Consider the following 16,296-nt stretch of genomic DNA (forward strand, 5'->3'; position numbering starts at 1 on the left):
TAATGAAAGCCCTAACTCTGCCCACCACCTTTTGCAGCCCCGCAAAACCACCCCCTTGCGTACCCACCGGCGGCATCCCAAGAAAGGCGCATCGGCAACTCCAAGGGAATCATGACCGCACCGCCCAAGCGCCCGTCGGACCAGGAGGGATTCTTCTGGAAAACCAAGACGTTGGAAGAGATGTCCAGCGCCGAATGGGAAAGCCTGTGCGACGGCTGCGCGCGCTGCTGCCTGGAAAAGCTCGAGGACGAGGACACCGGGAAGATCTATTTCACCCATATTTCCTGCAAGCTGCTCGATTCCGGCCTCTGCACCTGCAAGGACTACCCGAACCGCTCCGACCAGGTTCCGGATTGTGTCCGCCTGACACCCGAGAACGTCCGCACACTGAGCTGGCTGCCGCCGAGCTGCGGCTACCGCCTCGTGGCGGAGGGGCGGGACCTCTATTGGTGGCACCCCCTGGTCTCGGGCGACCCCAACACCGTTCATGAGGCGGGCGTCTCGGTGCGCGGCCGGGTGCAGGGCACCGAGCTCGACGTCAACGACGCCGATCTCGAGGACCACATCGTACGCTGGCCAGCCTTGCTGCCGAGGCAGGCCCGGTTGAAGAAGCGGCCGAAGATCTCGGGCAAGACGTCCAAAACCTGACGCCGGCAGGCGTTGCGCGGCGTCGCTCGCGATCACGTCATTGCGAGGACGCACCTGCGGGATGCACCCATGCGCGCGGGTGCCTGCCTGAGGAACGAATTGCTGCGTAAATTGCAAAGCGCAGAATGATTCCACCGCGGGCGCACCCCGCGCAGCCGCGTTACGACAACCAATACGCCCGAAATGAACAAGTATGAACGGCAGAGCCGTTTTCCTGCCGCCCGACAGGCATTGCCCCAAGACATTGCCGGGGACATTGCCGAAGAGATCTCCCGACTTCCCAGCGAAGTGATCGAACTCAGCGAAGCGCCGCCGCTCGCGCCGCCGACTGCGCTTGGTCACGACGAAGTCCGTACCATCGTGATCAGCCTGATGCTGACGATGTTCCTGGCGGCGCTCGACCAGACCATCGTCGCGACCGCGCTGCCGACCATCGGTCGCCAGTTCCAGGACGTCACCAACCTCTCTTGGGTCATCACCGCGTATCTTCTGGCGTCCACCGCCGTGGCGCCGGTATTCGGTACCCTGAGCGACATCTATGGCCGCCGCGCCATGATCATCACCTCGCTGAGCCTGTTTGTGGCCGGCTCGGTGCTGTGCGCGATCGCGCCCAGCATGACCATGCTGATCCTCGCCCGCGGCCTGCAAGGGCTTGGTGGCGGCGGCATCATGCCCGTGGTCCAGACCGTGATCTCGGACGTGGTTTCGCCGCGTGAGCGTGGACGCTACCAGGCCTATTTCTCCAGCGTCTGGATGGCCGGCGGCATTCTCGGCCCGGTGGTTGGCGGCGTGTTCGCCGAGCACCTGCACTGGTCGATGATCTTCTGGATCAACCTGCCGCTCGCAGCCGCTGCGCTGGCGCTGCTGCTGCCGAAGATGAGCAAGATTCCGGTGTTCCACCGCAAGCGCGAGGTCGACTGGCTCGGCGGCGTCCTGCTGATGGCCTCCGCCGTCGTGTTCATGCTGGTCCTGACCTGGGGTGGTACCCGTTTCCCCTGGCTGTCGCCCACCATCGCGGCGATGCTCGGCGCCTCTATCGCGCTCGCCGGCAGCTTCGTCTGGCACGCGCGGCGCGCCGACGAGCCGTTCCTGCCGCTGTCGCTGCTCGGTGGCTCGGTGGTGCCCTTCGCGATGGGCGCGGGCGGCTGCGCGCTCGGCGCCATGGTCGGGCTCACCGTGCACCTGCCTCTCTATTACGAGGTGGTCTATCACCTCACCGCCAGTGAAGCCGGCCTTGCGCTGATCCCGCTCGCCGCGATCTCGACCTGCGGCGCGGCGATCGCTGGTCGCACCATGGCGAAAGTCAGGCACTACAAGCGCGTTGCGATCGTCGGCACCTCGGTGGCCGCGGCCGGCGCCGTCGTGATGGCGGTGACGACGCTGCCGCTCTGGGGCCTCCTGGTCGTGATGAGCGTGTTCGCGCTCGGGCTCGGCACCACCTTCCCGGTCAGCGTGGTGTCGCTGCAGAACTCGGTGGCGCGTGCCCAGGTCGGCACCGTCACCGGTGCCATGAACTTCTTCCGCGCGCTGATGGCCTCCTTCACGGTGGCCGCCTTCGCGGCGATCCTGCTGATGACGCTCGGGCCCGACGTTTCGCTTGCAGGCGAGCATCATGCGGCGGGTGCCGGTGTGGTGAGTTCGATTCCCGTGGCCGCCATGATCACCGCCTTCCGCTACGTGTTCGGCGCCACCGCCGTGCTGCTGACCACCGCCGCAATCTGCATGATCACGATGGAAGAGCGCCCGCTCGCCGGCCCCGCCGCGGCGCCGGTGCAGATGGCGGAGTAGGGCGGCGGCCCACTCGAACCGCAGCACCCTTGGTGTCATCGCCCGGCCTTGACCGGGCGACCCAGTATTCCAGAGACAGTCGTGCTTGAGCCGATTGGCCGCGGCGTACGGGATCGCCCGCCTTCGCGGGCGATGACAGCAATGGATGAGTACGCAGCTTCGCGTTCTCGCGACATGTTTGCCCGAGCTTTGCATTTCGTTTCGCCGCTCTGTGAGCAGAGGGCGCAGGGAAAGCCGGGTGCCGATCGCACCCATGGGCCCCGTGCAAGGTAGAAAGCACGGGGGTAGGACCACAGGTGTAACCGGGAACAACCCGGCTTTCCCTGCGCGATGGGTTACGGCTTATACGTGCTCTCCCCGGTGAGACTGGGCTTTTTTGTCACCGCCGTCAGCAAGAGACCTTGGTCTCTTGCTGACAGGACACCTGCCACTAGGGCGTCAGGCCTGCACGATTTCGCCGTCCGCTCTGGTGCATTCGTCGCGCGCACCTCGGCGTCCACCGCATCCCACCACCACGTTCGTGACGATCGCGAAGCGCCCCTCGAGCGGGTGAGACGACAAATTCTATACACTGATTTTGCCTACTGATAAACCGAAATATTTCTGCAATGGGGGCTTGCGCCGTCGGGCAAATCAGTGATTGGCACCGTTCCACGCGCTCGCCCATCCACCCTCCAATTCTGCCACGCGCGTACTGCCTCAACTTTGCTCACAGTATCAGCGCTGACCACTACTTTAGTTGTCGTCCACGCATGGCGATCTGCATGCGGTTTCTCTTGCTGCGCGTCATGTCACGGCTATAGTCGCGGCCGAAAAGCTCGAAGCAGCCGAAAAAAAGAGGAGTGAGACAGAGTGAAGAGATCATCCCGCGTGCCCTTTCATGCGATGCAGCATCTCGCCGGAGTGGCTGCCCTGGCCCTTCCATTGGGCTTGGCCGCGGTAGCTCCCACCGGAGCGCTGGCTGCCGACACACTCAAGATCGGCGTGATCGCCGAGGCGCAGGCGATCGCCGGCGCGTCGATCCCGCAGGCGGCACAGATGGCCGCCGACGAGATCAACGCCAAGGGCGGTATCGACGGCCGCAAGATCGAGATCGTCTCCTACGACAATCATTCGTCCTCGGCGGATTCGGTGCGCGCGTTCCAGCGTGCGGTGAACGAGGACAAGGTCAACGTCGTCATCGCCAGCTACATCAGCGAGGTGGTGCTGGCGCTCGAGCCCTGGGCGGCGCGCCTCAAGACGCCGTTCGTGACGCCGGGTGCGGCCTCCAACGAGATCAGCAAGAGCGTCCACGCCGACTACGACAAGAACAAGTACACTTTCCACGGCTACCTGACCTCGGCGGCGCTGGCGCTGTCGGTCTGCGACGCCGCCAAGGAACTCCTGGTCGATCAGAAGCACATGAAGACCGCGGTCATCATGAGCGAGGACGCCGCCTGGACCAAGCCGCTCGACGTCGGCTACGAGGAATGCCTGCCCAAGATCGGGCTCAAGGTCGTCGACCACATCCGCTTCTCGCCCGACACCACCGACTTCACGCCGATCTTCAACAAGATCGAGGGCTCGAAACCCGACGTGATCATCACCGGCATCTCGCATGTCGGTGTGCAGCCGACGGTGCAATGGAAGAACCAGCAGGTGCCGATCCCGATGTTCGGCATCTCGTCTCAGGCGACCAACGAGACCTTCGGCAAGGATACCAATGACGCAGCCGAAGGCGTGCTCTATCAGGGCGTCTCGGGTCCGAACGTCGCGGTGACGCCGAAGTCGGTGCCGTTCGCGGAAAACTTCAAGAAGCGCTTCGGCAACTACCCGTCCTATGCCGGCTACACCTCCTATGACGAGGTTTATTACATCGCCGACGCGGTGAAGCGCGCCGGTTCTGTTGACGCCGACAAGATGGTCGAGGCGCTGGAGAAGACCGATTGGGAAGGCACCATCGGCCGCGTCCAGTTCTACGGCAAGGACGACCCGTTCACCCACTCGATCAAGTACGGCAAGGGCCTGATCACCGGACTGATGCTGCAGTGGCAGAGCGGCAAGCAGGTTGCGGTCTGGCCCAAGGAGGTCGCCAAGAGCGAGCTCAAGTTCCCGAGCTTCATCAAGGTTACCGCGAATTGACCGAGGAATGACGCTCCCGGGCCTCTCCCGGGAGCGTTTTCCTTTTACGCGTTCCCCACAACAGGCAGCTCCGCTGCCGCGGCCACTCATCGATGCAAGCGTTACAGATCCTGATCGATGGCTTTGCCATCAGTGCGTTATATGCGCTCGGCGCAACCGGCTTCACCCTGATCTTCGGTGTCTCCGGCGTTCTCAATCTCTCTCACGGTGCCATCATGGTGGCCGCAGCGGTCGCCGCCTGGGCCGCCGCCAGCGTGCTGCACCTCGACACCTACTCCGGCGCGCTGCTCGGCGTCGCCGTCGCATTGGTGGTGGCGTTCGCGACCTATTTTGCGGTCGTGAAGCCGATCCAGAACTCCCGGCGTATACCCAATGAGGAAAAGGAGATCTTCGTCCTCACCGGCACCCTGCTGTGGGGGATCATGATCCAGGAGCTGATTGCCTATTTCTTCACCAACAACGCCAAGACCGTGCTGCCGATCGTCGAGGGCGTGGTCGACATCTTCGGCGTGCGCACGCCGCGGAACGAGATCTTCACCGCGATCGTCTGCTGCCTCGTCATCGGCCTGCTCTGGATACTGGTGAACCGCACGCGGACCGGCAAGGCGGTGCTGGCGGCCTCGATGAACCCGCGCGGCGTTACGCTGCTCGGCCTCGAGCTCACCCGCATCTATGTCGTGGTATGGGCGATCTACGGCATCCTGGCCGGCATCGCCGGCGTGCTGCTCGGCATGTTCCTGGGCGTCAGCTCCTACAGCGTCGGGCCGCTGACCGCCAGCGCGTTCTCGATCGTGGTGCTCGGCGGCCTCGGCAGCGTCTCCGGCTCGCTGATCGCAGCCTTCGTCGTCGGTTATCTCGAGACCGTGACGGCCTATCTGGTGTCGCCGGCCTACCGCACCATTCCGGCGCTGCTGCTGCTGGTCGTCGTGATGTATATCCGGCCCCAGGGCCTCTTGGGGAGGCGCTGAGATGGCCGGTTTCTTTACCTCGCGCCTGTTCTTCATCTCGCTGGCCTGCGTGGTGATTGCCGCAACGCTGCCGTTCTACGTCTCCGGCTACATCCTCGGGCTGCTGACGGTCGCGTTCTATTTCGGCGTGTTCGCGATGGCCTGGGACCTGCTGTTCGGCTTCGCCGGCGAGGTGAATTTCGGGCCGACCTTCCTGATCGGCGTCGGCGCCTACACCGCCGGCATCCTCAACAACCAGTTCGGCTGGTCGGTATATCTCTGCATCCTGCTCGGCGCGCTCGCCTCCGTCGTCGCGGGCTTCGTGCTGGCGCTGCCGGCGCTGCGGGTGAGGGGGCCGTATTTCGGCCTGACCACGCTGGTCGCGGTGCTGATGCTGCAGAACTTCGTCGTGGTGTTCGCCGATCTCACCGGCGGCGAGATCGGCCTGACCATCCCTGACGTCATCACCATCAATGCCGGAGCGAATTACTGGATCGCGCTCGGCTTCATGACCGTGAGCGCAGCCATCCTGTACGGCCTGTCGCAATCGCCTGTCGGCCTTGTCCTGCAGGCGAGCGGGCAGGATCCGGTGCAGGCCGGCGCGCTCGGCTTCAACATCGTCAAGCACAAGCTGGCGGCCTTCATCGTCAGCGCGTTCTTCTCGGGGCTGTCGGGGGCGCTGCTGGTGTTCTACTTCGGCACCGCCTCGGTCGGCACCGTGGTCGACGTCGCCGTCGGCGTGAACGTGATCGTCTCGGCGGTACTCGGCGGCCGGCGCACGGTGCTGGGGGCGGCGCTCGGTGCCATCTTCCTGATCGTCGCCGGCGAATTCCTGCGGCCGACCGGCGAGCTTGCGACCTTCATCGTCTCGGCGGTGGCGCTGCTCGTCGTCCTGTTCTTCCCCGGCGGTTTCCTCGGAGCGGCCCTGTCACGCGAGGCGCGCTCGTAATGGATCAGACTGTCTCCTCGACCAATGCAACGCTGACCGTCCGCGGCCTCACCAAGCGATTCGGCGGCCTGACCGCTGTGAAGAATCTGAGCTTCGCGCTGCATCCCGGAGAGATCCTCGGCCTGATCGGGCCGAACGGATCGGGCAAGTCGACGGCGATGAAGAGCGTGATGGGCATCGAACGCCCGACATCGGGCGACGTGATCTTCGAGGGTGAGAACGTCGCCGGACTGCCTGCGCACAAGATCGCGCGCAAGGGCTTTGGCATGGTGTTCCAGCACTCGCGGCCGCTGAACCGGCAGACCGTGCTCGAGAACATCATGGTCGCGTTGCTGCCCGACAGCCTGTTCATGCTGTTTCCCGTCAAGGCGCTGACCGAGCGCGCCAAATGGATCGCCGAGCGCGTCGGCCTCGGCGCCGTGATGGACCGCCGACCGCCGACCCTGCCGTTCGCCGATCTGCGCCGGCTGGAGCTGGCGAAGGCCATCGCGCGTGATCCGAAAGTGGTGCTGGTCGACGAGCCCTTTGCCGGGTTGACCAGCGCCGAGGTCAGCGTGTTCTCGGCCCTGATCCGCAGCTTCCGCGACGAGGGCCGCGCGGTGATGCTGGTCGATCACAACGTCAAGAGCGTCGCGGCCCTGGTCGATCGCGTGCTCGCGATGTATCTCGGCGAGGAGATCATGACCGGCCGCGCCGAGGACGTGATGAAGAACGAGACCGTGCGGCGGGTCTATCTCGGTGGCGCGATCGAAACTCACGCGCGGCCCGAAACCAGCTTCAAGGACAAGACGCCGCTGCTGCAGGTCGAGAACGTCAGCGTGCATTACGGCAAGGCGCAGGCGCTGGAGAATGTCTCGATCCACGTCCATGAGGGCGAGTTCGTCTCCGTGGTCGGCCTCAACGGCGCCGGCAAGACCACGCTGTTCAACACCATCTCGGGCTTCCTGCCCTACACCGGCGAGATCATTCGCGGCGGCGAGAAGCTGCGCGGCACCGGCCCGGCGAAGATCGCGCGAAGCGGCCTGGTGCAGTGCCCGGAATCGCGCGAACTGTTCGGCGAGATGACGGTACGCGAGAATCTCGATCTGGGCGGCCAGCATCTCGACGACGCGGCGAGGGCGAAGCAACTCGCCTGGCTGTTCGAGCTATTCCCGATCCTGAAGGAGCGCCAGGGCCAGATGGCGCAGACGCTGTCAGGCGGCGAGCAGCAGATGCTGGCAATCGGCCGCGCCCTGATGATGCAGCCGCAGATCCTGATCCTGGACGAGCCGACGCTTGGATTGGCGCCCGTCATCCTCGAGCTGCTGTCGAAGGCGCTGGAGAAGATGCGCCAGACCACCAAGATCACGGTGCTGCTTGGCGAGCAGAACGTGACCTTCGCGCTGCCGCATGCCGACCGCGTCTATGTGCTCGAGCACGCGCGGATCGTCTGGGAAGGCGATCCCGGCCGCTTCGCCGCGGAGGCCGGCGCCGACTTCCTGTAGTTCCCGGTTGTTCTCGACGACTGACAATAACAAAGCAAAGAAAGGGAGATCATCATGTCACGCATGTCCTATGCCGGCCGCGCCGGCGCGTTGTTGCCGCTGGCTTCGGCGCTCGCGCTGTGCCTCGCCGCGCCCGCCTATGCGCAGTCCAAGGATCCGATCAAGATCGGCGTCATCGCCGAGGTGCAGTCGATCGCGGGTGCGGCGACGCCGGGCGGCGCGCAGATCGCGGCCGACGAGATCAACGCCAAGGGCGGCGTGATGGGCCGCAAGATCGAGATCGTGACCTACGACAACAAGAGCTCGTCGGCGGACTCGGTGCGCGCCTTCCAGCGCGCGGTCAGCGAGGACAAGGTCTCGGCCGTGATCGCGAGCTATATCAGCGAGGTGGTGCTGGCGCTGGAGCCGTGGGCGGCGCGGCTGAAGATGCCGCTGATCACGCCCGGCGCGGCCTCGAACGAGATCACCAAGGCGATCCACAACGACTATGAGAAGAACAAGTACACTTTCCACGGCTACCTGACCTCGGCCGCCCAGGCCCAGCTCGTCTGCGACGCCGCCAAGGAGCTGCTCGTCGACCAGCTCAAGTTCAAGACTGCCGCGATCATGAGCGAGGACGCCGCCTGGACCAAGCCGCTCGATGTCGGCTACGAGGCCTGCCTGCCGAAGGCCGGGCTGAAGGTGGTCGAGCATGTGCGCTTCTCGCCCGATACCACCGACTTCACGCCGATCTTCAACAACATGGAGAGCAAGAAGCCCGACGTGATCGTCACCGGCATCTCCCATGTCGGCGTGCAGCCGACGGTGCAGTGGAAGAACCAGCAGGTGCCGATCCCGATGTTCGGCATCAGCGCGCAGGCGCTGAGCCCGACCTTCTGGGGCGACACCAACGGCGCGGCGGAAGGCGTGCCGTCGCTTGCGGTGGCAACGCCAGACGTCGCCGTGACGCCCAAGACGAAGCCGTTCGCGGCGGCGTTCAAGGCGAAGTACGGCACGCCGCCGGCCTATACCGGCTACACCGCCTATGACGATGTCTACATCATCGCGGAAGCGATCCAGCGTGCCGGCTCGACCGATCCGGACAAGATGGTCGCCGAGCTCGAGAAGACCAACTTCGAGGGCACGATCGGCAAGATCCAGTTCTACGGCAAGGACGACGAGTTCACCCACGGCATCAAGTCGGGCCCGGGCGCCGTGACTGGCCTCGTGTTCCAGTGGCAGAACGGCAAGCAGATCACGGTCTGGCCGAAGGCGATCGCGGAGGGGAAGCTGAAGTTTCCGGATTTCGTGAAGCTGTCGCAGTGATCAGACCTCCGACCGTCGTTGCGAGCACGCTCCTCGCAGTGACGGCGGAGAGTTCGCAGCCAGCGATTACGTCCGCGTCCTTGGCGCCGCCTGGATCGTCGCCGCTGCTGCCGCGAGCAGCGCGGCGCGATCGCCGTTGCGCGGCGGATAGATCCGTTCGCGATTGATGGTCTGCTTGGTGGCCTTCGCTGCTGCGCCCGTGGTGTGCACCTCGCGGTCCCAGCCGGTGGTGTAGAGCGCGCCCCAGGCACCGAGATCGAGCACGGTGACGTACCAGTCGATGGTGAGCGGCAACAGCGGTTCGCCAAAGAGGTCCGCGACCACGTTGTGGCCGGCGAAGCGTCCCATCGGCCGTGCGAACTGGCAGGACATCACGGTCGGATGCGCGCCGTCGATCAGGCAGGCGGCGACATCGCCGGCGGCGAACACGTCCACGAGACCATCGGCGCGCATGAAATGGTCCACGGCGAGGCGGCCGAGCCGGTCGTGCGCGACCGGCAAATCTGCGGCGAGCGGGCTGGCGCGCATGCCGGCGCACCAGACCACGGTCCGTGTCGCGATGATTTCGCCGCTATCGAGCGTGATGCTGCCGGCGTCGACGGCGCCGGCCCGGACGTTCAGCCGGGTCTCGACGCCGAGCGCGGACAGCGCCTCGTTGATCACGGGACGTCCATGCGCGCCGAAGGTCGCGCCGACCACCGGATTGGGATCGATCAGGATGACGTGGCGCTCGCCGGTGATGCCGGCGCGAGCGAGCTTGTCCGGCATCTCGGTCGCGACCTCGATCCCGGTGAAGCCGGCACCCACGACCACGACAGTCGCACGGTCCGCTGACGGCGGCTGCCGGCCGAGCGCGGCGAGATGTGCGTCGAGCTTGACGGCGGCTTCGTAGGTGTCGACATCGAAGCCATGGGCGGCGAGGCCGGGGATGGCGGGGCGGACCAGCTCGCTGCCAGTCGTCAGCACCAGCCGGTCATAGGTCAGGACTTCTGCACCGGCATCGGTCCTGACCACGACCTGCCGCTTCGCGGGATCGATCGCCTCGACGTCTGCCACTCTGTGGCGCACGCCGACCGGATCGAGCAGCCCGGCCAGCGGCAGCGCGACATCGCCGAGATCGACCTCGTAATTGCGCACCCGGATGTTGTGGTAGGCGTTGCGGTCGACCACCAGAATCTCGGTGTCATCAGCCCGCGCGCCGATCTCGTCGCGCTTGCGCGCGGCGCCGAGCGCGGCCCACAGGCCGGCAAAGCCGGCGCCCAGCACCAGGATACGTGCCATCACTGCCTCCCTGCCGACCTCACGTTCCCGGCCGCGACACCTCGGTCTCCTTGCTGGTGATGAACTCCAGCAACACCGGCACGCCTTCCTGCGTCTTCTGGATGCCACGCCTGATTGCGGGGATGATGTCCTCAGGCCTGGTCACCCGCTCGCCATGGCCGCCGAAGGCGCGGGCCATCGCGGCGTAATCGCCGGAGATGTCGGTCGAGCGGTATTTCTCGGTCGAGATCGGCATCACCTTGAGCTCGATCGCCATCGAGAAATTGTTGAGCAGGATCGACATGATCGGGATGCGCTCGCGCACCGCGGTCTCGAAGTCCATGCCCGTGAAGCCGATCGCGGCATCGCCCCAGACATTGATGCAGAGCTTGTCGGGCTTCGCGAGCTTGGCACCCATCGCAAGCCCGAGGCCATAGCCGAGCTGCGTGGTCTTGCCCCAGCCGATATAGGACAGCGGCTCGACCGACTTCCAGAACGGCGAGAGCTGGTCGCGCGGGCTGCCGGCGTCATGGGTGATGATGGTGTTGTGGATGTCGACCGTGTGCTGGAGGTCCCACAGCACGCGGTAGGGATTGAGCGGCGCCTCGTTGTGGGTCAGCTTCGGCAGCCATTTGGCGAGCCACTCCTTGTGGGAAGCGGCAATCTCGGCGGCGACCGCGCCGGCGTCGCGGTCCGCGGTCACGGTCTTGCCGATCTCCTCGAGGAGCGCGTCGAGCACGAGGCCGGCGTCGCCGACGAGGCCGACCCTGGCCTCGACATCCTTGTTGATGTGGTTCGGATCGAGCGTCGAATGGATGATGGTCTTGCCCTTCGGCATCGCGATGCCGAACGAGGTCTCGGTGAAGGAGCAGCCGATGCCGAAGATGACGTCGGCATCCCCCAGGAATTTCGGCACCGCGCGCGGCACGGCGAGGCCGCCGGAGCCGAGCGACAGCGGATGCGTCTCGGGGAATGACGACTTGCCGCCGAGGCTCGTCGTGACGGGGATCGCGAGCCGCTCGGCGAGCCGCTTCAGCTGCGGCCAGGCCCTGGCATAGTGCACGCCCTGGCCGGCATAGATCACCGGGCGCCTGGCGTTGACGAGCAGGGCGGCGGCTTCCTTCACATGAACCGGGTCGGCGCCGTAGCGGGTGCGCAGCACCGGCGTGTAGTTCAAGGGCTCGGCGACCTCCTCGTTCCACATGTCGGCGGGGATTTCCACGATCACCGGCCCGCCGCGGCCGTTCTTCAGTCTGGTGAAGGCGCGGCGGAAGATGTTGCAGACCTCGGAAGCGAGGTTGATCGGCTCCGACGATTTGGAGAACGCCTTCATCGCCTGGCTGGAGTTGAAGTTCGGATCGACATTGGCGAGCCGGCGCGCATAGCCCATCGGTAGCACCAGCACGGGGACGGATTCGCCGTAGCACTGCGCGACGCCGCCCATCGCGTTCTCGGCGCCCGGGCCGTGCTGCATGCAGAAGGCGCCGATGGTGCGGCCCGAGGTGACGCGGGAGATGGCGTCCGCCATGTGCATGCCGATCCGCTCCTGGCGCACCATGACGGGCCGGATGTCGGCATTGGCTGCGTATTCGATCAGATGGTTGACGGGATAGCCGCAGAGGATCTCGATACCCTCGCGCTTCATGATTTCCGCAATCGCGGCGCCGAGCTTCATGACGGTCTCCCTGAGATGCGGCCGGTTTGCTCCGGCCTCGTTGTCGTCCTGTCCGATAAGGGAACAGGATTCCGGAGGACCGGTAAAGCGCCGGCCACGGTCCGATCAGGTAGTTCTGATATGCGTTCGCGAGCCAGCCCGGCCGCCTCGGGGCGGGAGGGGCGGGATCACCCGGCCCGGGATAGGCACGAAATCCTCTGCAACCTTTAAGCGATCGTTCATCTTGTCCGTCAATGCGGCGTCAACCAATGTTACCTAGTTTGGCTGGCGTATTTTTCCTGCGCGGGCAAATATCCGCTGGCGTCGACAGGAGCTTTCAATGCGTTCGTTGCTCGCAAGGTTTATTCGCGATGAGGTCGCCTCGACGGCGATCGAATACGCCATTATCGGCGCCGGGCTGAGCATCCTGATCGTTGCCGGCGTCAACGGCATCGGCGTCAATCTGAGCGGCCGCTTCTCGGCGATGAGCGCGGCGATCAAGTAGCGCCGCCGGCTCGCCGACGCTGCTTCAACCTTCACCGTCCCCGTTGAGCGCGCGCAGCATCGCAATCCGTGCAAACATCAGCCAGCCACCACCCTGTTCCGCCGCATGGATCAGGTGCTCGACCGCGATTTGCCAGCGCGGCTCCTGCTGGGCGTCCTCGGGCAATTTCATGATGTAGTCGGCGGCCTGCTGCAACGTCACCAGGCTGCCGCGGCGGAGCGGAATCGGATCGTCGAACGGCGTCGACCAGGGCATCTTACGCGTGGTCGATGGCGGTCATCGGTCTCCGCGGCCTGACCCGTCAGCTCGCCTTCTTGGCGCGTGCGCTGCCTTGTGCGCGCACCGGCTTCTCGGCCTTCTTCGGCTCGGGTTTGGCAACCTCCTTGGGCTCGCGCTTGCCGCTGCCCGAGATCGGCAGCAGCATCTCGCGCTGACCCTCGGCACGCTTCTTCGGCTTCTTGCCCTTTGCCTTGGTCTCGCCCCTGGCGGCTGGCGCAGCCTTCTCGTTGGCGAGGCTCTTCTTCAGGGCGTCCATCAGGTTGATGACATTGCCGTCCGACTTCGGTGCCGGCTTTGCGATCTTGATGCCGTTGCGCTTCTGGTTGATCAGGTCGATCAGCGCCTGCTCGTAGCGGTCCTCGAACTCCTCCGGATCGAAGTCGGCGGACTTCTGCTCGACGATATGCTTGGCGAGGTCGAGCATGTCCTTGGTGATCTTCACGTCCTGGATGTCGTCGAAATATTCCTTCTCGCTGCGCACCTCGTAGGGGTAGCGCAGCAGGGTGCCCATCAGCCCGTTGTCGAGCGGCTCGAGCGCGATGATGTGCTCGCGGTTGGTCAGCACCACGCGCCCGATCGCGACCTTGCCGAGGCTGCGGATGGTTTCGCGGATCACTGCAAAGGCGTCATGGCCGACCTTGCCGTCGGGGATCAGGTAATAGGGGCGGATCAGATAGCGGCTGTCGATCTCGGACCGGGGGACGAACTCGTCGATCTCGATGGTGCGGGTGGATTCCAGCGCGATGTCGTCGAGCTCTTCCTTGGTCACCTCGATATAGGTGTCGGTGTCGACCTTGTAGCCCTTCATGATGTCGTCGGAGCCGACCTCCTCGCCGGTCTCGGCGTCGACCTTGGCGTATTTGATGCGGTGGCCGGTCTTGCGGTTGATCTGGTTGAAGGAGACCTTTTCGGTATCCGACGTCGCCGGGTACAGGGCAACCGGGCAGGTCACGAGCGAAAGGCGCAGGAAGCCTTTCCAGTTGGCGCGGGGGGCCATGGCAAACTCCGATTACGCAACCGACGGAATGAAAGAAGATAACACCGGGAACCCGCCTTTGAAACATCGCCCCCGGTTGAATCTGGCAACGACGTTAACCGTGGTTTCGCCCTGCGCCGGTTTGTCGCTGCTGTCATGCGTTATTCGCGCAGCCGAAAGGGCTCGGAACGTCGCTCCGGATCATGCGTTGGGTTTCCGAGGGGCCTCAATGGCGGGACATTACAGCCACTTAACCGGAGAGGTCGGCATGCCAACGGAACGACACGGTCAGATCATCGAAACCCCGACCGAAGCGCGCCAGGCCGAGCCTGGTCCTTCGGTCCTCGCACTGCTTACGGCCTCGACGGGACTGGCGGTGCTGATCCTCGGCACGGTCTGGTTCGCGTTCTTCAGGGTGTAGGGCCGAACGGATTGATCGGGTCGAATTGCGAGGCGGGCTCGCGAGGTCCGAACCAAGAGGGGGAGGGCGGGACCGGATCCAGGAGGACGGGGATGCGTGCGCAGAGATCGCGGAGCGGGGCGCGCGGGCAGGGCGGCGCGAATTCCATCGCCGCCCTTTGACATTTTGCAGCGGTATCAGCCAGCCATCAGCGGGTCGATGCGCTGTCAGCGTTTTGCGGCTGCACCTTTCGACGCTTCGTAAGCGTCGCGATAGCCTCTTGCGATTGTTCGAACGCCCCGTCCGATATCGTCGTAGACCTCGTCAGGGAGGTTTGCGAGCGACACGCGGAGCGACCATTCGGGCGCTTCGAATCCGCCTCCGTTCAACAGCACGATCCCGTGGGCTTCGGCGAGCCTGAAGGCAAGGTCCAGCGGGTGGATATGTTTCTTGAGGTATTCAACGGCATCGTCGCCGATGTTCTTTCGGGCCCAGAATTCGAAATCGACAAGGGCGTAATAGGCGTCGTAGTTCGGATTCGGGGTCAGCTTGTCCGCAAGCCCGAGCCCGTCGAGCAGCGACCATATGCGTTGATTGACGATTTCCATGCAGGCGGCCTGATAGGCTTTTTTCACGTCCATCATCTCCGCCAGCGAGAACAGGCTCATCATGACCTGCTGCGGCAACGACAATCCCGCGGTGTGGTTGAGCGCCACGTCGCGACTGTCGGCGACAATGCGGTCGATGAACTTGAGCTTGCGCGGCTCGAGCGTCAGCGGCCCGTAGCGCTTGTCGAGCGCCTTCACCGCGGCGTCCGGAAGCTCGGCGATCATCTTGTCGTAGATGTTGTTTTCGTTGATGGCGATGGCGCCAAGTCGCCAGCCCGTGCAGCCGAAATACTTCGAATAGGAATAGACGCCGATGGTGTTGTACGGGAGTTCGCCAAGCAGCGAGCGGAAATCATGCACGAAAGTGCCGTAGACGTCGTCGGTGAGGATCATCAAGTCGGGGCGCTTGGTCTTCACCAGTTTGGCGAGCTTGGCGATGGTCTCCTTGCTCAGCGCCATCCCCGGGGGATTGGACGGATTGACGACGAAGAAGGCCTTTATCTTCGGATCCTCGAGTTTCTTGATCTCCTCGTCGGTGAACTGGAACTTGTTTTCCTGAGGAGCCCTGATCTGAACAACCTTGAGGTCATAGTCCTCCAGGTGCGTCATCTCGATGTAGGGCGTGAAGATCGGCGTCGCCAGCGCGATGGTGTCGCCGGGAAGCAGCAGCCGATTGGCCTTCAACGACTTGAAAAGATAGCACATCGCCGCAGTGCCGCCCTCGACCGCATAGATGTCGAATTTTCCGGCTGGCCGGGGCTCGCCGCAAACGGCCCACATCAGATATTCGTGCACGATCTTTTCGTTGTGCACCAGCATGCGGTCGGGCACCGGATAATTATCGCCGATGATCGAATCGACGAGCTCGTGGACGAAGGCGTCGGGGTCGAAGCTGAACTTCTTGACCGCAAAGGGCAGCATCTCCGTCAGGAAGCTTGCGCCCGGCATGTCCTTGTGCTGTGCGAGCCAGGCCTCGAACCGTCCGGCAATACCCTTTGGCTGCGGCATGCCGCCGACGCCTGCCGGGTGCTCCATCACCCGCTTGCTCTCGGTGATCGCGAATTGTCCCAGCAGGAAGAAGCCTTCGCGCGGCGTCGTGGCCACCCAGTTGGGGTTGCCCCTTCCGGCGTTCAGAAAGGCCATCTGGCTCCGCTTCGAAGCGCTCTTCGCCAGATTGATCAACTCGTCCTTGATCTCGAAGGGGCTCAACGCCTCGAATTTCTTTAAGGTCAGAAGATCAGCCATTTGATACTCCCGGGCGGTGCAAGCTGTTGGAATGGAGGCGGACAGGCTTCTTGCCTGCGCAATCGCCTTCAGCATGATCGGCAGCCGGTGACGGCCCTTGATCTATGTCAACGCTCTCGTGCGGACG

14 protein-coding genes are annotated in these 16,296 nt (G+C 64.4%); 9 read left to right on the plus strand and 5 right to left on the minus strand.

Annotation, left to right across the window (positions count from 1 at the left end; all coding sequences use genetic code 11):
• Positions 1 to 111 precede the first annotated feature (111 nt).
• From JQ586_RS16005 to JQ586_RS16035, 7 genes are all read left to right on the plus strand, one after another.
• Positions 112 to 648 (plus strand): YcgN family cysteine cluster protein, encoded by a 537-nt coding sequence (locus JQ586_RS16005; protein ID WP_212395553.1) that lies wholly within the window; start codon positions 112 to 114, stop codon positions 646 to 648.
• A 183-nt stretch (positions 649 to 831) separates the two neighbouring features.
• Positions 832 to 2,436 carry an MDR family MFS transporter gene (locus tag JQ586_RS16010; protein ID WP_212395554.1) on the plus strand — a complete coding sequence of 535 codons (1,605 nt, stop codon included), beginning with the start codon at positions 832 to 834 and terminating at the stop codon, positions 2,434 to 2,436.
• Between the two features lie 885 nt (positions 2,437 to 3,321).
• Positions 3,322 to 4,557 (plus strand): ABC transporter substrate-binding protein, encoded by a 1,236-nt coding sequence (locus JQ586_RS16015; RefSeq protein ID WP_212395632.1) that lies wholly within the window; start codon positions 3,322 to 3,324, stop codon positions 4,555 to 4,557.
• A gap of 92 nt (positions 4,558 to 4,649) precedes the next feature.
• A complete protein-coding gene (locus JQ586_RS16020; RefSeq protein WP_212395555.1) occupies positions 4,650 to 5,525 on the plus strand; it encodes a branched-chain amino acid ABC transporter permease in 876 nt (291 codons plus the stop codon).
• Between the two features lies 1 nt (position 5,526).
• Positions 5,527 to 6,453, plus strand: coding sequence for a branched-chain amino acid ABC transporter permease (locus JQ586_RS16025; protein WP_212395556.1), 927 nt, complete (start codon positions 5,527 to 5,529; stop codon positions 6,451 to 6,453).
• Positions 6,453 to 7,937, plus strand: coding sequence for an ATP-binding cassette domain-containing protein (locus tag JQ586_RS16030; protein WP_212395557.1), 1,485 nt, complete (start codon positions 6,453 to 6,455; stop codon positions 7,935 to 7,937). Before JQ586_RS16025 ends, JQ586_RS16030 begins: the two co-directional genes overlap by 1 nt.
• A 63-nt stretch (positions 7,938 to 8,000) precedes the next feature.
• Positions 8,001 to 9,242, plus strand: coding sequence for an ABC transporter substrate-binding protein (locus JQ586_RS16035; RefSeq protein ID WP_212395633.1), 1,242 nt, complete (start codon positions 8,001 to 8,003; stop codon positions 9,240 to 9,242).
• 66 nt (positions 9,243 to 9,308) lie between these two features.
• On the opposite strand, the gene JQ586_RS16040 is transcribed toward JQ586_RS16035, so the two are convergent.
• Together JQ586_RS16040 and JQ586_RS16045 are read right to left on the minus strand one after the other, a co-directional pair.
• Positions 9,309 to 10,523, minus strand: coding sequence for an NAD(P)/FAD-dependent oxidoreductase (locus JQ586_RS16040; RefSeq protein ID WP_212395558.1), 1,215 nt, complete (start codon positions 10,521 to 10,523; stop codon positions 9,309 to 9,311).
• Between the two features lie 19 nt (positions 10,524 to 10,542).
• Positions 10,543 to 12,234 carry a thiamine pyrophosphate-requiring protein gene (locus JQ586_RS16045; RefSeq protein ID WP_312016975.1) on the minus strand — a complete coding sequence of 564 codons (1,692 nt, stop codon included), beginning with the start codon at positions 12,232 to 12,234 and terminating at the stop codon, positions 10,543 to 10,545.
• A gap of 262 nt (positions 12,235 to 12,496) precedes the next feature.
• Here JQ586_RS16045 and JQ586_RS16050 point away from each other — a divergent pair, with 262 nt between their 5' ends.
• The gene (locus tag JQ586_RS16050; RefSeq protein ID WP_212395560.1) at positions 12,497 to 12,661 is read left to right on the plus strand and encodes a Flp family type IVb pilin; all 165 of its coding nucleotides are present in this window, start codon (positions 12,497 to 12,499) and stop codon (positions 12,659 to 12,661) included.
• A gap of 24 nt (positions 12,662 to 12,685) precedes the next feature.
• Here the strand turns inward: JQ586_RS16050 and JQ586_RS16055 are convergent, their stop codons facing one another.
• Together JQ586_RS16055 and JQ586_RS16060 are read right to left on the minus strand one after the other, a co-directional pair.
• Positions 12,686 to 12,916: a hypothetical protein gene (locus JQ586_RS16055; RefSeq protein ID WP_212395561.1), complete on the minus strand. Its 231-nt coding sequence runs from the start codon at positions 12,914 to 12,916 to the stop codon at positions 12,686 to 12,688.
• Positions 12,917 to 12,962: 46 nt separating this feature from the next.
• A complete protein-coding gene (locus JQ586_RS16060; RefSeq protein ID WP_212395562.1) occupies positions 12,963 to 13,937 on the minus strand; it encodes a Ku protein in 975 nt (324 codons plus the stop codon).
• Positions 13,938 to 14,184: 247 nt separating this feature from the next.
• Here JQ586_RS16060 and JQ586_RS16065 point away from each other — a divergent pair, with 247 nt between their 5' ends.
• Complete coding sequence (locus tag JQ586_RS16065; protein WP_212395563.1) at positions 14,185 to 14,337, plus strand: hypothetical protein; 153 nt, start codon at positions 14,185 to 14,187, stop codon at positions 14,335 to 14,337.
• Between the two features lie 206 nt (positions 14,338 to 14,543).
• Here the strand turns inward: JQ586_RS16065 and aspD are convergent, their stop codons facing one another.
• Entirely contained in the window at positions 14,544 to 16,169 is a 1,626-nt protein-coding gene (aspD, locus tag JQ586_RS16070) for an aspartate 4-decarboxylase (protein WP_212395564.1), read from the minus strand.
• Between the last annotated feature and the right edge of the window lie 127 nt (positions 16,170 to 16,296).

The organism is Bradyrhizobium jicamae, assembly GCF_018130215.1.
In the GTDB taxonomy this organism is placed as follows: domain Bacteria; phylum Pseudomonadota; class Alphaproteobacteria; order Rhizobiales; family Xanthobacteraceae; genus Bradyrhizobium; species Bradyrhizobium jicamae_A.